This window comes from Actinoplanes sp. GCM10030250 (assembly GCF_042666575.1).
GTDB lineage: Bacteria > Actinomycetota > Actinomycetes > Mycobacteriales > Micromonosporaceae > Actinoplanes.
On the sequence record NZ_JBHTDO010000004.1, the window covers coordinates 113,020 to 129,541 of the forward strand.

The window sequence follows — 16,522 nt, forward strand, 5'->3', positions numbered from 1 at the left end:
GCACGACACCCCCCTCAGCCCCAGCCGACCCACCCGGCTGGCTCTCAGCGGGCACAAACCGGGCGCGACACCCCCCTCAGCCCCAGCTGGCTCTCAGCGGGCACAAATCGGGCACGAGACACCACTCAGAGCCAGCCGAGGCCGGCACTGTGCACCGCGGACAGCGCCGCGAAACCCACGGTGCGGGGGGATGGACAGCCGAAAACTCATCAGCCCTCGCATCGGTCGGTCGCGCTCTACCACCCCCTTCGGCACGACGGACGATTCGCCGAACTTCGATACCTCCCGGGACGCGGTATATCTATTTCGGTATATACGTACGAGGCCGGTTCGCCCCTACTCTTCTCCCTAAGACTGAGCGACGAGTATCGATCAGTTGTAGGCGCAGAGAGGGAGAACATGGCGATTCGACGACACGGCCGCATCCTGGCCGCCGGTCTGTTCGCACTGGCCACCGCGGTGGTCGCGACGGGGACCCCGGCCGCGGCCGCACCCGCGACGGGTGAGATCCGGCTCGCCGGCTCCGCCGACGCGATCCCGGGCAGCTACATCGTGGTCCTCAAGTCCGGAGCGCAGCAGGCGAAACTGAGCAAGACCTACGGCGCGTCGGTCAAGCGCAGCTTCGGCAAGGCGCTGAACGGCTTCGAGGCCACCATGACCGAGACCCAGGCCAAGCGGCTCGCGGCGAACTCCGGCGTCGCGTACGTCGAGGCGAACCAGGAGATCTCGCTGAGCGCCACCCAGAGCAACGCGACCTGGGGCATCGACCGGATCGACCAGCGCAACCGGCCGCTGAGCACGACCTACACCTACCCGGTCACCGCCTCCAACGTCACCGCCTACATCATTGACACCGGCATCCTCTACTCGCACAGCCAGTTCGGCGGCCGGGCCAAGGCGGGCTACGACGCCGTCGGCAGTGGCGCGGTCGACTGCAACGGCCACGGCACGCACGTCGCCGGTACGGTCGGCGGCTCCACCTACGGCGTGGCGAAGGCCGTCAAGCTCGTCGGTGTCCGCGTCCTCAGCTGCACCGGCAGCGGCACCACGGCCGGCGTCATCGCGGGCGTCAACTGGGTGACCCAGAACGCGGTCAAGCCGGCGGTCGCCAACATGAGCCTCGGCGGCGGCGTCAGCACCGCCCTGGACAACGCGGTGTCCAGCTCGATCGCCTCCGGCGTGACCTACGCGCTCGCCGCCGGCAACTCGAACGCCAACGCCTGCAACTCGTCGCCGTCGCGTGTCGCCTCCGCCATCACGGTGGGCTCCACGACGAACACCGACGCCCGGTCCAGCTTCTCCAACTACGGAACCTGCGTGGACATCTTCGCGCCGGGCTCGTCGATCACCTCGGCCTGGTACACCAGCACCTCGGCCACCAACACGATCAGCGGCACCTCGATGGCGTCGCCGCACGTGGCCGGCGCCGCGGCTCTGGTCCTCTCCCGCAACACCGGTTTCACCCCCGCTCAGGTCCGCGACAGCCTGGTCAACAACGCCACCACCGGCGTGGTGACCAGCCCCGGCACCGGATCACCGAACCGCCTGCTCTTCGTGGTTCAGTAATCCGCTTCCTGATGAGGGGGTCCGCGGCGGCGGGCCCCCTCATCGCTGTCCCGGCCACGTTGCCACCGGGATTTAGCTGGCGACGGCGGGGCGACGGCCGATAGCTCGGGGCATGACGGTGGATGCGCCTCTCGTGCTGGTGGTCGACGACGACGAGAGCATCCGTGACCTGGTCAGCGTCAAACTCGAGATAGCCGGCTACCGGACCGTCACCGCACCCGACGGCCGCACCGCACTCTCCCTGGTCCACCGGGTCCGCCCCGACCTGGTGATCCTCGACATCGCGATGCCCGGCCTGGACGGGCTGAGCGTCTGCTACCGGATGCACGACGACCCGGCCACCGCCGGCATCCCGGTGATCATGCTGAGCGGCTGTGCCACCGAGACCGACGTCGACCTGGCCTTCGTCTCCGGTGCCGTGGAGTACTTCGCCAAGCCGGTGAGACCGGCCGACCTGGTCCGCCGGGTGCGGTGGCTGCTGCGGGCCCGCCCGGAGCGGATCAACGCCATCCCGGACATCACGGCCGGGGTTCGCGGTACCGTCCGATGATGACCGCCGACGACCCCGGCACCGTCATGGTCTTCGCACCGGTGCCCCAGCTGACAGTGACCATCGAGCAGGGGCCGGGCGACGCCGAACTGCACGTCCATCCCGGCGGGCAGGGCGTCTGGCAGGCCAGGATGTGCGCCGGGCTGGGCGCCTCGGTCACCCTCTGTGCCGCTGTGGGCGGCGAGATCGGCGAGGTCATCTCACGCTCGCTGCATGATGAGGACATCGAGGTACGCAGAATCCAGCGCTCCGGCGCGAGCGGCTGGTACGTGCACGACCGCCGGGACGGATCCCGGACAGCTGTCGCCGAGCACGCCGGTACCCCGCTCGGCAGGCACGACCTCGACGAGCTCTACAGCAACGCCCTCGCCACCGGAGTACGCGCCGACGTAAGCATCCTCAGCGGCCCGGCGTCGCCGGAGGTGGTGCCCGCCGAGGTGTACCGCCGGCTCGCCGGCGACCTGGGCGCCCTCGGCAGTACCGTGGTCGCCGACCTCTCCGGCGACCACCTGACCGCCGTGCTCGAGGGCGGCGTCGAGTTCCTCAAGGTCAGCCACGAGGAGCTGATCGACGCCGGCCGGGCACCCGGCGACAGCGTCGAGGCGCTGACCGAGGCCGCGCGGGAGCTGCACAAGCAGGGCGCCGGCTCGGTGCTGATCAGCCGGGCGGACCAGCCCGGCGTCGCCCTGCTCGACGAGGACGAACCGCTGCTCGTCGAACTGCCCTCACTGCAGGTCGTCGACCACCGCGGTGCCGGCGACTCGATGACCGCCGGAGTGGCCACCGTGCTCGCCCGCGGCGGCAACCTGCGCGAGGCCGTCCGGACGGGCGCCGCCGCCGGCGCCCTCAACGTCACCCGGCACGGCCTGGGCACCGGCCGCGCCGAGGCGATCCAGCAGCTGACCGGCCGGGTCAGGCTGACACCTATCGGCTGACCAGGGGTACGCCCAGCAGGTCCAGCAGCCTGCGGCGCAACTCACCGAACCCCGGGTCGTCCGGCGCCCGCGGGTGGTTCAGCGGCACGGTGAGGTCCGCCGCGATCCGGCCGCCGTCCAGCACGAGGGCCCGGTCCGCCAGCAGCAACGCCTCCTCGACGTCGTGCGTGACGAGCAGCGCCGCGAAGCCGTGCCGGGCCCGCAACCGCCCGAACAGCTCCTGCATCCGCAGGCGGGTCAGGGCGTCCAGCGCGCCGAACGGCTCGTCCAGCAGCAGCACGTCCGGTTCCCGTGCCAGTGCCCGGGCGAAGGCGACCCGCTGCGCCTGGCCACCGGAGAGTTCGGCCGGCCAGGCCCGCTCCCGGTCGGCGAGGCCCACCTCGGCCAGGGCCGCGCGGCACCGGGCCCGCTCACCCGGTACGCCCAGGCCGACGTTGTCGAGGACCCGTTTCCACGGCAGCAGCCGGTGTTCCTGGAAGACCACCCCGTACCGGCTGGGCACGGTGCGGTCCCCGGTGGCGTCGGAGTCGAGGCCGGCCAGGATGCGCAGCAGCGTGCTCTTGCCCGATCCGCTGCCGCCGAGCAGGGCCACCACCTCACCCTTCGCGATAGTGAGATCAACTCCGTCGAGCACCACGGCAGCGCCGAAGGAACGCCGCACACCCGTTGCCGTGACCACCGATGAACTCATGACGCCCGCAATCCGCGGCGCCATCCGAGCGCCCGCCGTTCGGCCACACGCAGCAACACGTCCGAGAGCAGACCCAGTCCCGCGTACACAAAAAGCCCCAGGACCACGACGTCGGTCTGGCTGAACTCGCGGGCCTCCATCATCAGGAACCCGATGCCGTTCTGGGTGTTGGTCTGCTCGCCGACCACCAGGCTCAGCCACGCCGCACCGATGGCCAGCCGCAGGCCGAGGAAGAGCGACGGCAGGGCGCCGGGGACGACCACGTGCCTGATCCGCGCCCAGGTTCCCAGCCCGCACGTGCGCGCCGCCTCGACCAGCCGTTCGTCGATGTCGCGGATCCCGGCGTAGGTGTTGAAGTAGAGCGGGAAGAAGGCACCGAGCGCGACCAGCGTGATCTTCATCGACTCACCGATGCCGACCCAGATGATCAGCAGCGGTACGAGCGCGAGGTGCGGCAGCATCCGGGCCATCTGCACCGGCGGGTCCACCACGTCGTCGCCCAGCCGCAGCAGCCCGGCGATCGAGCCGAGTACGAGCGCGAGGACGCCGCCGATCAGCAGCCCCACGGCCGCCCGGCTCAGTGAGCTCAGCAGGTGCTCGCCGAGGGTGCCGTCGGAGGCGAGCCGCCATCCGGTCCGCAGGACCGTGCTGGGTGCGGGCAGTTTCTCCGCGGAGATCAGGTCCGCTCGTGCGGCCGCTTCCCAGACGAGCAGGATCGTCAGCGGGCTGATCGCCCGCTGCCAGCGAACACGACGCCGGCGGACGGCCGGTGGGTGCGCGACGGCGACCTCGGTGTCCGGTGCCGCTGTCAGCGTCATCGAGCAGCCGCCCCGGTGAAGCGGCTGTCGATCAGGGACGCCGCGTCGATCTTGCCGGGGATCAGCTCGAGCGTGCTGAAGCCGTCGGCGATGGCCTGCAACTCGACACCGATCTCCGCGGTCAGCGGTGCGACCGGCTGCGCCGCGCGGGCCAGCGCCCGCTTGGTGGTCGCCTCGTCGATCTTCAACTCCGGCGCGAGGACCGCGGCGCGCTCGTCGGGATGCTCCAGCCCCCAGGCCGTGGTCTTCTCGTACGTGGCGAGGAAGGTCTTGATCTGCTCGGTCTTCCGATCGGCCGCGTCCTTGCCGGCCAGGATGTACTCCCGGTTGTTCGCCACACCCGTCGCGTCCGCGAGGATCTGCACGCCGGGCTGCTCGGCCAGAGCGAAATAGGGATCCCAGATGATCCACGCGTCGACCTGGTCGTTGTCGAAGGCCGGGCGTCCCTCGGCGGGCTTGAGGTACTTGACGTTGATGTCGGCGAGCGTCATCTTGTTCGCCTCGAGCAGCTTGACGAGCAGCCAGTGCACGTTCGACCCCTTGTTGAGGGCGATCGTCTTCCCCCGCAGGTCGGCGAAGCTCCGGTAGCCGCGCGCCGCCTTCACCAGCACGGCCTCGCTCTTCGGTGAGGGCGTGCTGGTCGCGGCGATCACGAACGGCGTCTTCGCGGCGGCCGCGAAGATCGGCGGCGCCTCACCGGTCTGACCGATGTCGATCGCGCCGGCCTTGATCGCCTCGGTGAGGGCCGGGCCGCTCTCGAAGAGCGACCACTCCACGCCCGGCGCGTCGTTGCGCGCCTTCACCAGGCTCAGGCCGCCGAACCGCTGGTAGCCGATGCGGAGCGGGCCCTCGGCGGAGGCGGTGCTGTCGTCGTTGCCGCAGCCGGCGAGGATGCCGGTCGCGGCCAGGGTGAGCGCTGCGAGAAATGCCAGTGAGCGACGCATGCCCATTAGTCTATATAATCGATAGGACTTATCGACAGGGTGGAGTTACTCGGCATTCTCGATGACCAGATCGGCCCGCTCACGGACGCGTTCCTCCGCATAGAACGCGTCCTCCTGCCGCGCCCACCTCACCCAGTGCGGCGCATAGATCTCCCCATCCCGGGCCAGGGCACGCCGCTTGCGCACCGCCTGCGGGCTTTCCAACCAGACCACACCGCAGATGTACGACCGGAGCACTCCCCCGCCCGAACCCACCCCTTCGACGACCAGCCAGTCACCGTCCGGCACCCGGTGCTCCTCGGCGTACGCCCCGGCCGCCCAGTCCCAGCGCCGCCACACCGCCGGCCGGCCCTCGGCCAGCGGCGCGAGAATCCGGTCACGCAGCGCGGCCACCCCCTCGGCGAGGCCGTCCCATCCGGCATAGAGATCGTCCATGTGGATCAGCGACGCACCCAGCCGCAGCGCCACCGCCCGCGCGAGGCTCGTCTTGCCGGAGCCGGAGCGCCCCTCGATCGCGAGCACCCGCCGCTTGCCGGGCGGTGCGACACGTCCGGACGCCCAGCCGGCGACCCGGACAGCGGCCTCGTCCGGCCATTCGGCGATCTCACCCACCCGCGCAACCTACCCCCGCCGTCACCCCGTCGCCCCCGCGCCCGATTCGTCCCCGCTCAGCCCCAGCCCCCCAGCCCAGCTGGCGCTCAGCGGGGCCTCGCGCCCAATTCGTCCCCGCTCAGCCCCAGCCCGCCAGCCCAGCTGGCGCTCAGGGGTGCCCCGCGCCCGATTCGTCCCCGCTCACGGCCAGCCGGTCAGCCCGCGAGCCCGGCTGGCGCTCAGCGGGGCCTCGCGCCCGATATATCCCCGCTCACGGCCAGCCGGTCAGCCCGCGAGCCCGGCTGGCGCTCAGAGGGGCCTCGCGCCCGATTCGCCCCCGCTCAGGGCCAGCCGGGTGGGGTTGGCGGTGGAGGGCTGCACCCGGATTGCAACCGGGGGCGGCGGCTTCGGGGCGGTAGAAGTCTCAGGCGCGGGCCGGCGTGCCCGATTGCGGCGGTACGAGCACCGCCGACCTTCGGAGACATCCTCGATGGCAGACAGCACCGAACCGCGGGCAACAACCCCGCCGGTCAAGCGCCCCGGGCAGCATGAGCTGCGCGGCTGGACGCGACTGTGCCTGTTCGTCGGCGCAATCGTGGCCGGTTTCGGCCTTGTCCTGGGCACCGGCGTGGCCGGCCCCGAGGTCTCACAGATCGTCTCCAACTTCGGCCTGTGCCTGGGCGCGATCGCCGCGGCGGTGGCCTGCCTGATCCGGGCACGATCGTTCACCGGGCGGGCGCGCTGGGGCTGGGCGCTGGTCGGGCTGGGCGTGCTCAGCTGGGGTCTGGGGCAGAGCGCCTGGATCTACCTGGAGTCGTTCCAGGGCGAGGAGGCACCGTTCCCGTCGATCGCCGACATCGGCTACGTCGGCATGGTCCTGCTCACCCCGATCGGCCTGCTGGTGCTGCCCAGCCGCGCCCAGAACCTGGCGAACCGGGCACGCAGCGTCCTCGACGGCCTGATGGTCGCCGCCTCGCTCATCCTGATCGCCTGGATCTTCGTGATCGCCCCGCTGCTCGACGCGGGCCAGGACAGCGCGCTCGCGCTCACGGTGAGCCTCACCTACCCGCTCGGCGACGTGGTCATCGTGACCATGGTCCTGTACATGCTGGCCCAGCAGCGCCGGAACGGCCGGACGTTCACCCAGCTCGCCCTGGTCGGCGTCGGCATCACCGCCTTCGCGATCTCCGACATCGGGTACGCCTACCTCAGCCTGATCGGCGGCTACAGCTCCGGCGGTGTCACCGACATCGGCTGGTTCGCCGGCTTCTCCCTGATCCTGCTGGCCGCCCTCAAGCCGATCCCGGCGTACCGCGAGGACGAGGACGGCGAGCAGCACGACGACAACGCCCAGCCGGTCGGCATCCTGCTGCCGTACGTAGCGGTCCTCGCCGCCCTGCTGACGTCGGTGGTCTGGTACTCCCGGACCGGGTACAGCAACGTCCTGTTCGTCTCCTGCATCCGCTCCGCCCTGATCCTGCTGATCATCGTCCGGCAGCTGCTCACCCTCCGGGAGAACCGCGAACTGACCCGCACCCTGGAGGCCCGGGTCGCGGCGCGCACCGCCGAGCTGCTCGCCAGTGAGCAGCGCTTCCACGCGCTGGTCCAGCACAGCTCGGACGTGGTCACCGTGGTCAGCCCGGAGGCCGACGTGCTCTACCAGAGCGAGTCCGCGCAGCGGGTCTTCGGCTATCCGGCCCGCTTCCTGACCGGCCGCCGGCTGACCAAGCTGATCGACCCGGAGTCGGGCCTGCGCATGGCTCAGGCGCTGCGGCAGGTGGCCGGCCGGCCGTACGCGACGACCGTGCTGGAGCTCCCGGTGCGGCACCGCGACGGACGGGTGCGGCAGGCCGAGATGACCATCACCAACCTGCTCTCCGACCCGAACGTGGCCGGCCTGGTGCTGAACACCCGGGACATCTCCGAGCGCAAGGAGCTTCAGGACCAGCTGGTGCACGAGGCGTACCACGACGCGCTCACCCAGCTCGCCAACCGCGCGCTGTTCCGCGAGCGGCTCGCCGGCGCGCTGCAGAAGCGCGAGGACGGCGGCGAGGTCACCGTGCTCTTCCTCGACCTCGACGGGTTCAAGGAGGTCAACGACAGCCTCGGCCACCTGGCCGGTGACCAGCTGCTGGTGCAGGTCGCCGACCGGCTGCGCGCCTCGGTGCGCGACGGTGACCTGGTGGCCCGGTTCGGCGGCGACGAGTTCGCGGTGCTGATCGAGTCGGCGCCGGGCACCGGTGACGACGAGGCGGCCCTCGTCGCCCAGCGGATCATCGAGGTGCTCGAGGAGCCGTTCGCCAGCGAGGCCCGCAGCATCCACGTGCAGGCGAGCATCGGCCTGGCCGCGGCCGGCCTGCTGGCCACCGCCGGCCTGCTCGCGGACGCCGAGGCGGACATCGCCGACCAGCTCATGCGCAACGCCGACCTGGCCATGTACAAGGCGAAGTCGGCGGGCGGCAGCGGCTACGCCAGCTACGACCCGGAGATGCTCTCCGGGCTGGTCGCCCGGCTGGAGCTCGAGGCCGACCTGCGGGTGGCGCTCGAACGCGGTCAGCTGCGCCTGCACTACCAGCCCACCATCGACCTGGCCACCAGCGAGGTGATCGGCTTCGAGGCGCTGGCCCGCTGGCACCATCCGGAGCGCGGCCTGATCCCGCCGGGCGAGTTCATCCCGATCGCCGAGGCCACCGGCCTGATCGTGCCGCTGGGCCGCTGGGTGCTGGGCGAGGCGTGCCGCCAGGCCGTCGAGTGGAGCAACGCCGGCGAGGGCCGCCCGGTCAAGATGGCGGTCAACGTCTCGGTACGCCAGTTCGACCGCACCGATCTCGTCGGGGTGGTCGCCGGAATCCTCGCCGAGACCGGTATGCCGGCCAACCAGCTCTGCCTCGAGATGACCGAGAGCGTGCTGATGACCGACACCGACGACAACCTCGAGCAGCTCGTACGGCTCAAGGCGCTCGGCGTGACGCTGGCGATCGACGACTTCGGCACCGGTTACTCCTCGCTGGCCTACCTGCGGCGGTTCCCGGTCGACACGCTCAAGATCGACCGCTCGTTCGTGGAGCGGCTGGGCGCCCTGACCGACGACACCGCGCTGGCCGACACCATCGTCCAGCTCGGCAAGAGCCTCGGCATGGAGACCGTCGCCGAAGGCATCGAGGAGCTCGGCCAGCTCGACGCGCTGCGCGAGATGGGCTGCCACTTCGCCCAGGGCTACTACTTCTCGCGCCCGGTGCCCGCCGAGGAGGCCGGCCGGCTGTTCCTCGTCGGCTCCAAAGTCACCGCCGCCTGACCCCGCACCGCCAGATCCGCCTTCCCCCCGCCCCCCGCTTTCCCCCAGGAGATCCGCATGTCCCTCGGCACCGTCATGTCCGGAATCCCGGGCCAGTGGCCGACCAGCCTCGCGCCCGCCATGCTCGAGGCGATCGGTATGGCGACGCCGTACCTGGTGACCGACCTGGACGTGGTGGCCGGACGGCACGCCGCTTTCACGGCCGCGATGCCCGGGGTGCAGACCTTCTACGCGATGAAGTGCAACCCGGCGCCGGAGATCCTGCGCACGCTGGCGGACCGCGGCTCGAGCTTCGAGATCGCCTCGCTGGGTGAGCTGCGGATGCTCCAGGCGCTCGGCGTCGACCCGGCCGGCGTGCTCTACAGCAACCCGGTCAAGCCGCCCGCGCACATCGCCGCCGCACACCGGGCCGGCCTGTGGCGGTTCAGCTTCGACTCGCCGAACGAGCTCGCCAAGATCGCCGAGCAGGCTCCGGGCGCCGCGGTCTACGTACGCCTGCGCGTCGACGACAGCACCAGCGTGTTCCCGCTGTCCCGCAAGTTCGGCACCGACGCCGACGACGCGTACGAGCTGATGCTGCTCGCGCGGCAGCTCGGGCTCCGGCCGTACGGCGTCACCTTCCACGTCGGATCGCAGTGCGGCAACGCCGGCGCCTACCGGAACGCGATCGCCGCCGCCGGCGCGCTGATGAGCCGCCTGCGCGCCGACGGCATCACACTCGAGATGATCGACCTGGGCGGCGGCTTCCCGGCCCGGTACGTCGCCGGCGTACCCACCATCTCCGAGATCGGCGACGTCGTCGCGGCGGCCCTGGCCGAGCTGCCGTACCGGCCCGCCCTGGTCGCCGCCGAGCCCGGCCGGCACCTGGTCGCCGAGTCCGGCGTGATCGCCGCGACGATCATCGGGCGCGAGCGGCGCGGCACCGAGAACTGGCTGTTCACCGAGGTCGGCGCCTACCACGGTCTGATGGAGACGCTGCAGACGCCGGGCGGCTGGGACTTCCCGCTGTGGACGTCGCTGCCCGATCACGCCGGCGCACCGCAGCTTCCCTTCACGGTCACCGGGCCGAGCTGCGACAGTTCAGACACCATCGGGTACGGCATCCTGCTGCCCGCCACCCTCACCGTGGGCGACGTCCTCTACCTGGGCAGCGCAGGTGCCTACACGCTCGCGTACGCCTCGGCCTTCAACGGTTTTCAGCCGCCCACGCCGATCTTCGTCGGCACCGGTGTGCCACCACGTGACGACCGCTGACCTCGCCACCGGGCCCGGCCGCCGCAGGGCCGGGCCCGGTGGCATGCGCCGGGCCGGCCGGCTGCGTGAGCTGCTGGTCGCCGGCATCGTCGACTCCTTCGGCATGGCCCTGGGCTGGACCGTTGTCGTCCTGATCGCGATGGCGCGCGGCGGGCTCGCCGAGGCCGCCCTCTACAACGCCGCCATGCTCGTCGGCGCGGTGCTCTCCGCGCCGGTCACCGGCTGGCTGGCCCGCCGCTTCAACGGCCGTACGCTGATCCGCGGCGCCGCCGGGGTGGAGGTGGTGCTGCGCCTCGGTGTCCTCGCCGGCCTGGTGGCCGGCGCACCGTCCTGGGCGATCGCGGTGGCGATCGTGGTGATGCACACGGCGGCCTGGGCCGGCTTCGCGGGCATGCGCGCCGAGGTCAGCGCGGTGGACGCCTCACCTCGGTCGATGACCCGCTACGTCATGTCCATCATGGGCGTGGAGGCGGCCGGCACCGCGCTCGCGGCGCTGCTCCCGACCGGCCCGTCCGGCTACCCGACCGGGTGGCTGCTCGGCACCATCTACGTCGTCTATCTGGGCTCGTTGCTGCCCACCGTGCTCTGCGCCCGGCGGGCCCGGATCTCGCCGACGCCCACCTCGGCCGCCGTACCGGTCGGGCACTTCGGCAGCAACCCGCACGCGTTCGTACCGGCACCCCGGCCGGCCGGCCGCGGCCGGCACGCGCGGACGGCGGCCACACCTGCCTGGCGCCTGCCCACCCCCCGGCTGCTGCTGGCCGGTGGCGCGGTCATGCTGCTCGCCGCCGGCCCGACGCTGCTCGCCGTGCCGGTCATCGACGAGCTGTACGGCGGCGCCTGGGTGGCCGGTTCGGCAGTGGCGTTCTGCCTCGGCACACTGTTCGCCGCGATGGCCGTCGCCGCGATCGGCCGGCTCAACGTGCCCGCCCTGCTGCGCTGGCCACTCTGGGGCCTCGGCATGCTCGCCGGCTGGGTCCTGGCGCCGCTGTCCGCACCGATGGTGCTCCTGGCCCAGTTCGGTGCGGGCCTGGCGCAGACCGCCTTCGAGGGTGACATGGACGCCCGGGTGGCCGCCGAGGCGGAACCCGAGTCGGTCACCCGGGACCTGGCGTACGCGGCCTCGGTCCGGGCCCTGGGCGGCGCGGTCTCCGTACGGATGCTGCCGATGATGATCGCCGCGCCGTCCATCGGCCTGGTGGCGAGCGTCTCCGGCCTCATCCTCGGCATCGTCTCGGTGGTCGTCTGGGCCGGCCTCCTGGTCGCACCCCACCTGTTCCGCCGCCTCGCCCACTGACCGCACGCCCACCGCCGGACCGCCCGGTCCCGGCAGAACAGCTATCAGTCGATGCCGTGGATGCGTAACTCGGCGAGGACCTCCGGGGCCGGCCAAGCGTCCACCCGGTACCGCGCCGGCGCCAGGATCGGCTCCGGTTGCAGGCCCGCCTGCTCCTCGACGTGGCGCCACGGCACCCGGAACTCGATGCCCGTACCGGGGCGGGCGAAGGCCACCGTGTCGGCGCGGGGCAGCAGCGTGCTCGAGCCCTCGACCCAGGTGGCGATCGTTTCGGCGGGTCCGCCGTCCGGTGGCTCGACGGCGATCAGCCGGCCGATGTGCACGTCGACGCCCGCCTTCGCATACTGCTCGGTGAGCCAGTCGGTCTGATTGGAGTACTCGGTGAGCGCGAGCACGGCGTCGGCGCGGCGGGCCAGCAGGTGGTGCGGGTGGCCGGACGGCGGCGCGTAGGGCACGACCGCGCCCGTGGAGCCCGCGACGTAGCCGACCGGCGACAGGTACCGCACGGCGTCCTGGAAGTTCTTCTCGACCAGGGCGTAGAGCGGGTCGGCCCCCTCGTCCGGCAGCGGGGCGAGCAGCAGCGTGTTGTTGTCCGGGGCGAAGGCGAGCACCGGTGAGCCCATCTTCTCGCCGACCTCGGCGAGCCAGCCCGGGGTGAGCAGCAGCGAGGTGAAGTAGCCGTCGCCGTCGTCGATCATCCGGATCACGCTGGCGCCGCGCGGCCACTCCTGCTCCAGCGAGCGGCGGGCGATGTCGGCGAGGTTGGACCGGGCGGCGGTGAAGACCTCGTCGGCGGGGACTCCCCACTCATCGAGGCGATCCGGGATGACGTAGGCCATCGCCTCCGGAGTGTCGATCACGACGAGCTCCCGCAGGAACGGCATCGCGGGCCGGGACAGCGGCGGGCGCAACCCGACCGGACCGGCGACACCGAACGTCACCGGCCGGATGACCGGGCGCAGCTTCGGCCGTACCGTTGCCCAGGTGTCCTCAGGGGGTGGGGCCGCCATCAGGCGGACCAGTTTCGCCAGGCGTTCCCGGCGCTCCGCCTGGGTCGCGTCGGCGGTCTCGCGATAGACGTTGGACAGGTAGAGACGGGCCGGACCGGCCGCACCGATGCGATGGATCGCGATGGCGAAATCGTCCGGCTGGTAGACAGCGTGCTCCACCCCCGGGGTGCTGCGGGCCACCCGGAGGGCGAGCTGGGCGAACCGGCGCTGCGGCGAGCCGAGGAATCTGTCCAGCAATCCCATTGCAGGGACAGTAGCCGACCGGCACCCGGTTCAAGAGAGCCGTCGCCCGGGAGGCGATGCCTCGCGGCGCCCGAGCCTGCCCGAATGCATCGCCCGCTGTCGCTGATCTGCCTCTGGAACCGGCCGGGCCCTGCCGCCGGAACCGGCCGCGGCCGGGCCTGGAGCTGACGGTGCCCGGCAAAGTAAACTAAGTTGACTTCGCCCCTTCCGGAAGGGATCACCACATGCCTCTGACCGCAGCGAACACCGTCGGCGACTGGCTGGACCACCCCGTCGGCGGGCCGGCCCTCCGCGACCTCCTCGGGCAGGGAGGCTTCGACGAGTCGGCCCTCGCACCGGTGCGGCAGCTGCCCCTCCAGCAGATGGTCGCCCTCAGCCAGGGCCGGATCCCGCAGGCCGTCGTCGACGGCCTGGTGCTGCGGGTCAACGACGGTGTCATGCCCGAGGAGGACACCACCGGAACCGAACGGATCGTCGAGGGCCGCTTCCGGGGACAGACCGTGATCGTCACCGGCGCGGCCTCCGGCATCGGCCGCGCCACCGCGTCCCGGATCGCGCGCGAGGGCGGCCGGGTGGTCGCCGTCGACATCAGCGGTGAGAAACTGAAGGAGCTGGCAGCCGAGGTCGACGTCGTCGCGGTCATCGCCGACATCACCGAGGACGAGGACGTGGCCCGCATCGTCGAGGCGGCCGGCGAGCGGATCGACGGCCTGGCCAACGTCGCCGGCGTGGTCGACGACTTCAGCCCGATCCACGAGACCTCCGACGAGATCTGGCGGCACGTCTTCACGGTCAACGTCGACGGCGTCTTCAAGCTCACCCGCGCCGTGGTTCCGGCGATGCTGACGGCCCGGCGCGGCGCGATCGTCAACGTGGCCTCCGAGGCCGCCCTGCGGGGCAACGCTGCCGGGGTCGCCTACACAGCGTCGAAGCACGCCGTCCTGGGCATCACCAAGAACACCGCTTTCATGTACGGCCCACAGGGCATTCGCACCAACGCCGTCGCCCCCGGCGGTGTCGCCACCGGCATGGCCAAACCCGCTTCCTCGTCGGAGTTCGGCCAGACGCGCACCGGCCCGTTCCTGCGGCTGATCCCCCCGGTCGCGCTCGCCGAGCACCTGGCAGCCTCGATCACGTTCCTGCTCAGCGACGACGGCGTCAATCTCAACGGCGTGGTGCTGCCCTCGGACGGCGGCTGGTCGGTGCAGTGAGCAGCTCTTCCGCGGCGCATCCGTGGCGCTTCCGCGGCGCTTCCGCGGCGCTTCCGCGGCGCTTCCGCGGCGCTTCCGCGGCGCTTCTATGGCGTGAGGACTTGCTGGAGTAGCGCGCCGTAACGAACCACCAGCTCGCGGGGATCGGTGGCGACCAGGCGCTCGTCACCGACCACCCACAGCGCGTAGAGCAGGCCACCCACCACCGCCGCCGCGAGCCGCGCCCGCAGGTCCGCGTCCGCACCGGACAGCCGAGCGCGTACCGGCGCCACGAACGTACCCTCGTGGATCTTCTGCAACCGGACCCTGATCTGCTCCTCGTTGCTGCCGCGCACCAGCGCCAGATAGACACCACGGATGTCGTCGTCGGCGAGCAGCCGCTCGACGAAGCGCTCCCCGAGCTGCTCCAGCGGCACATCGAGCAGCGGCTCGTCGTCGAGACTGAGGTCGACGGTCTCCAGGAACAGCAGTTCCTTCGTACCGAAATGGCGAATCACCAGCGCCGGGTTGCTCCTGGCCAGTGCGGCGATGTCCCGCACCGAGGTGCGCGCGAACCCACGCTCCCGGAACAGCCGCGAGGCCGCGGACCGGATCTCCTCCCGCGTCGCCTCACCACTGCGCCTGGCCATACCCTTTCCAGCGTACGCGGGACACCCCCCGCCCCCGCACCAGCCCCGCCCCCGCCGGCACCGCCCCCGCCGGCACCGCCCTCAGCAGCCCCGCCCTTGCCGGCACCGCCCTCAGCAGCCCCGCCCTTGCCGGCACCGCCCTCAGCAGCCCCGCCCTTGCCGGCACCGCCCCCGCCGGCACCGTCCGATCGGCCGCTCGGTCACCGCCGCGGGCGTCGGGCATGGTGGCGGGTTGGCCCCGGAGGGTCACGGTACGGGCGGAAGGCCGCACTCAGGCCGCCCGACGGCCAAGGCATCCCATAGCTGACACGCCTCTAGCCCTTGGGGGCCAAACCCCGGGCCGATCGGGCCCCGATTCCCCCGAACGAGGAAGGTCGTCCGTCGACTCGTGATCGGCTAACCGGGTCAGAACAACCACCCAGAAAGGTATGACATGCGCAAGGCGACACGGGGCCTGACCATTGCCGGTATCGGGCTGCTGGCAGGAGCGGCACTCGCGGGCCCGGCCCAGGCAGCACCGGACAACCCACCGCCGGAAGGACAGAACAGCGTCGTCGGCTACTACGACACCCGCCAGGCCTGCGAGGCGATCAGCGGCCTCGGCTCGAGCCTCGGGGTCTGGGATCCGAACGGCTGCCAGAGCGCACTGCACGGCCTGCGGCGCGTCTTCATCCTCTACGCCGAGTTCGACGGCGCGGCACCGGCCGCCTGGCCGATGTGGCCCGCCGACGGCCAGGGCGGCCCCGGTGGTCCCGACGGCCAGGGTGGCCCTGGGACGCCTGGCGGACCGGGAGCGCCTGGCGGACCGGGAGCGCCTGGCGGACCGGGAGCGCCTGGCGGACCGGCGACCGGACCGACCACTCCGGAGGCCCCGGGCACACCGGCTCCGGCTGACACCACGGCGCCGGCACCCACCAACACCACGGCGCCGGCACCTACCGACACCACCGCTCCGACCACCCCGGCACCAGCCGACACCACCGCACCCGCTCCGGACGACACCGCTGCACCCGCGCCGGACGACACCGCTGCCCCGGCCGAGCCGGCACCCGCCGACACGACCGCTCCGGTGACGGAGACCCCCGCCACCGAGCCCGCGGCCGACACGACTCCGGCCGATGTCGCCCCGGGCGATGTGGCCCCGGCTGACACAACCCCGGCCGATGTGGCACCCGCCGATGAGGCTCCGGCCAGCGAAACTCCGGCCGGCGAGGCCCCCGCTGGCGAAGCCCCGGCCGACGAGGCCACAGCTGCCGACACCACAGCCAGCAACACCACGGCCAGCGACACCACGGCCAGCGACACCACGGCCAGCGACACCACGGCCGCCGACATTGCGGCCAGTGAGGCCGAAGCTGCCGACGCCGCAGCCGCCGACGCCGCAGCAGGTGAGGCCGCAGCCGCCGAGGCCGCGGCCGCCGACGCCGCTGCCACGGGTATGACGGTCACCGACGTCAGCACCGGTCCCGCCGCCATGATCCCCTGACG

14 protein-coding genes are annotated in these 16,522 nt (G+C 72.0%); 8 read left to right on the forward strand and 6 right to left on the reverse strand.

Translation table 11 applies throughout. From position 1 onward, the window contains the following. Nucleotides 1–399 precede the first annotated feature (399 nt). The 3 genes from ACFQV6_RS08445 (at nt 400) to ACFQV6_RS08455 (ending at nt 3,051) form a co-directional block, all read left to right on the forward strand. Nucleotides 400–1,566, forward strand: a complete 1,167-nt coding sequence (locus ACFQV6_RS08445; protein ID WP_378026792.1) for a S8 family peptidase — start codon at nt 400–402, stop codon at nt 1,564–1,566. A 112-nt stretch (nt 1,567–1,678) separates the two neighbouring features. Beyond that, nucleotides 1,679–2,116, forward strand: coding sequence for a response regulator transcription factor (locus ACFQV6_RS08450; protein ID WP_378026793.1), 438 nt, complete (start codon nt 1,679–1,681; stop codon nt 2,114–2,116). Next, on the forward strand, nt 2,116–3,051 hold the full coding sequence (locus ACFQV6_RS08455; RefSeq protein WP_378026794.1) for a 1-phosphofructokinase family hexose kinase: 936 nt from the start codon (nt 2,116–2,118) through the stop codon (nt 3,049–3,051). Before ACFQV6_RS08450 ends, ACFQV6_RS08455 begins: the two co-directional genes overlap by 1 nt. Here ACFQV6_RS08455 and ACFQV6_RS08460 read toward each other — a convergent pair. From ACFQV6_RS08460 to ACFQV6_RS08475, 4 genes are read right to left on the reverse strand one after another with little or no spacing between them, the layout of a single operon-like run. Beyond that, on the reverse strand, nt 3,041–3,766 hold the full coding sequence (locus ACFQV6_RS08460) for an ABC transporter ATP-binding protein (protein ID WP_378026795.1): 726 nt from the start codon (nt 3,764–3,766) through the stop codon (nt 3,041–3,043). The two genes, ACFQV6_RS08455 and ACFQV6_RS08460, sit on opposite strands and share 11 nt — an antisense overlap. Further along, entirely contained in the window at nt 3,739–4,560 is an 822-nt protein-coding gene (locus ACFQV6_RS08465) for an ABC transporter permease (protein ID WP_378026796.1), read from the reverse strand. Before ACFQV6_RS08465 ends, ACFQV6_RS08460 begins: the two co-directional genes overlap by 28 nt. Further along, nucleotides 4,557–5,504: an aliphatic sulfonate ABC transporter substrate-binding protein gene (locus ACFQV6_RS08470; protein WP_378026797.1), complete on the reverse strand. Its 948-nt coding sequence runs from the start codon at nt 5,502–5,504 to the stop codon at nt 4,557–4,559. The genes ACFQV6_RS08465 and ACFQV6_RS08470 overlap by 4 nt, the downstream gene beginning before the upstream one ends. Before the next feature lie 45 nt (nt 5,505–5,549). Further along, nucleotides 5,550–6,116, reverse strand: a complete 567-nt coding sequence (locus ACFQV6_RS08475) for a dephospho-CoA kinase (protein ID WP_378026798.1) — start codon at nt 6,114–6,116, stop codon at nt 5,550–5,552. A gap of 469 nt (nt 6,117–6,585) precedes the next feature. Here ACFQV6_RS08475 and ACFQV6_RS08480 point away from each other — a divergent pair, with 469 nt between their 5' ends. From ACFQV6_RS08480 to ACFQV6_RS08490, 3 genes are read left to right on the forward strand one after another with little or no spacing between them, the layout of a single operon-like run. Beyond that, nucleotides 6,586–9,390, forward strand: a complete 2,805-nt coding sequence (locus ACFQV6_RS08480) for a putative bifunctional diguanylate cyclase/phosphodiesterase (RefSeq protein ID WP_378026799.1) — start codon at nt 6,586–6,588, stop codon at nt 9,388–9,390. A 57-nt stretch (nt 9,391–9,447) separates the two neighbouring features. Next, a complete protein-coding gene (locus ACFQV6_RS08485) occupies nt 9,448–10,644 on the forward strand; it encodes a type III PLP-dependent enzyme (protein WP_378026800.1) in 1,197 nt (398 codons plus the stop codon). After that, on the forward strand, nt 10,631–11,941 hold the full coding sequence (locus ACFQV6_RS08490; RefSeq protein ID WP_378026801.1) for a hypothetical protein: 1,311 nt from the start codon (nt 10,631–10,633) through the stop codon (nt 11,939–11,941). The genes ACFQV6_RS08485 and ACFQV6_RS08490 overlap by 14 nt, the downstream gene beginning before the upstream one ends. A 44-nt stretch (nt 11,942–11,985) precedes the next feature. On the opposite strand, the gene ACFQV6_RS08495 is transcribed toward ACFQV6_RS08490, so the two are convergent. Continuing rightward, on the reverse strand, nt 11,986–13,194 hold the full coding sequence (locus ACFQV6_RS08495) for a hypothetical protein (protein ID WP_378026802.1): 1,209 nt from the start codon (nt 13,192–13,194) through the stop codon (nt 11,986–11,988). A 224-nt stretch (nt 13,195–13,418) separates the two neighbouring features. Between ACFQV6_RS08495 and ACFQV6_RS08500 the strand changes: the two genes are divergently transcribed. Then, on the forward strand, nt 13,419–14,405 hold the full coding sequence (locus ACFQV6_RS08500; protein WP_378026803.1) for an SDR family NAD(P)-dependent oxidoreductase: 987 nt from the start codon (nt 13,419–13,421) through the stop codon (nt 14,403–14,405). 86 nt (nt 14,406–14,491) lie between these two features. Here ACFQV6_RS08500 and ACFQV6_RS08505 read toward each other — a convergent pair whose 3' ends face one another. After that, a complete protein-coding gene (locus ACFQV6_RS08505; RefSeq protein ID WP_378026804.1) occupies nt 14,492–15,034 on the reverse strand; it encodes a TetR family transcriptional regulator in 543 nt (180 codons plus the stop codon). Between the two features lie 433 nt (nt 15,035–15,467). Between ACFQV6_RS08505 and ACFQV6_RS08510 the strand changes: the two genes are divergently transcribed. After that, nucleotides 15,468–16,520: a hypothetical protein gene (locus tag ACFQV6_RS08510; protein ID WP_378026805.1), complete on the forward strand. Its 1,053-nt coding sequence runs from the start codon at nt 15,468–15,470 to the stop codon at nt 16,518–16,520. Nucleotides 16,521–16,522: the final 2 nt, after the last annotated feature.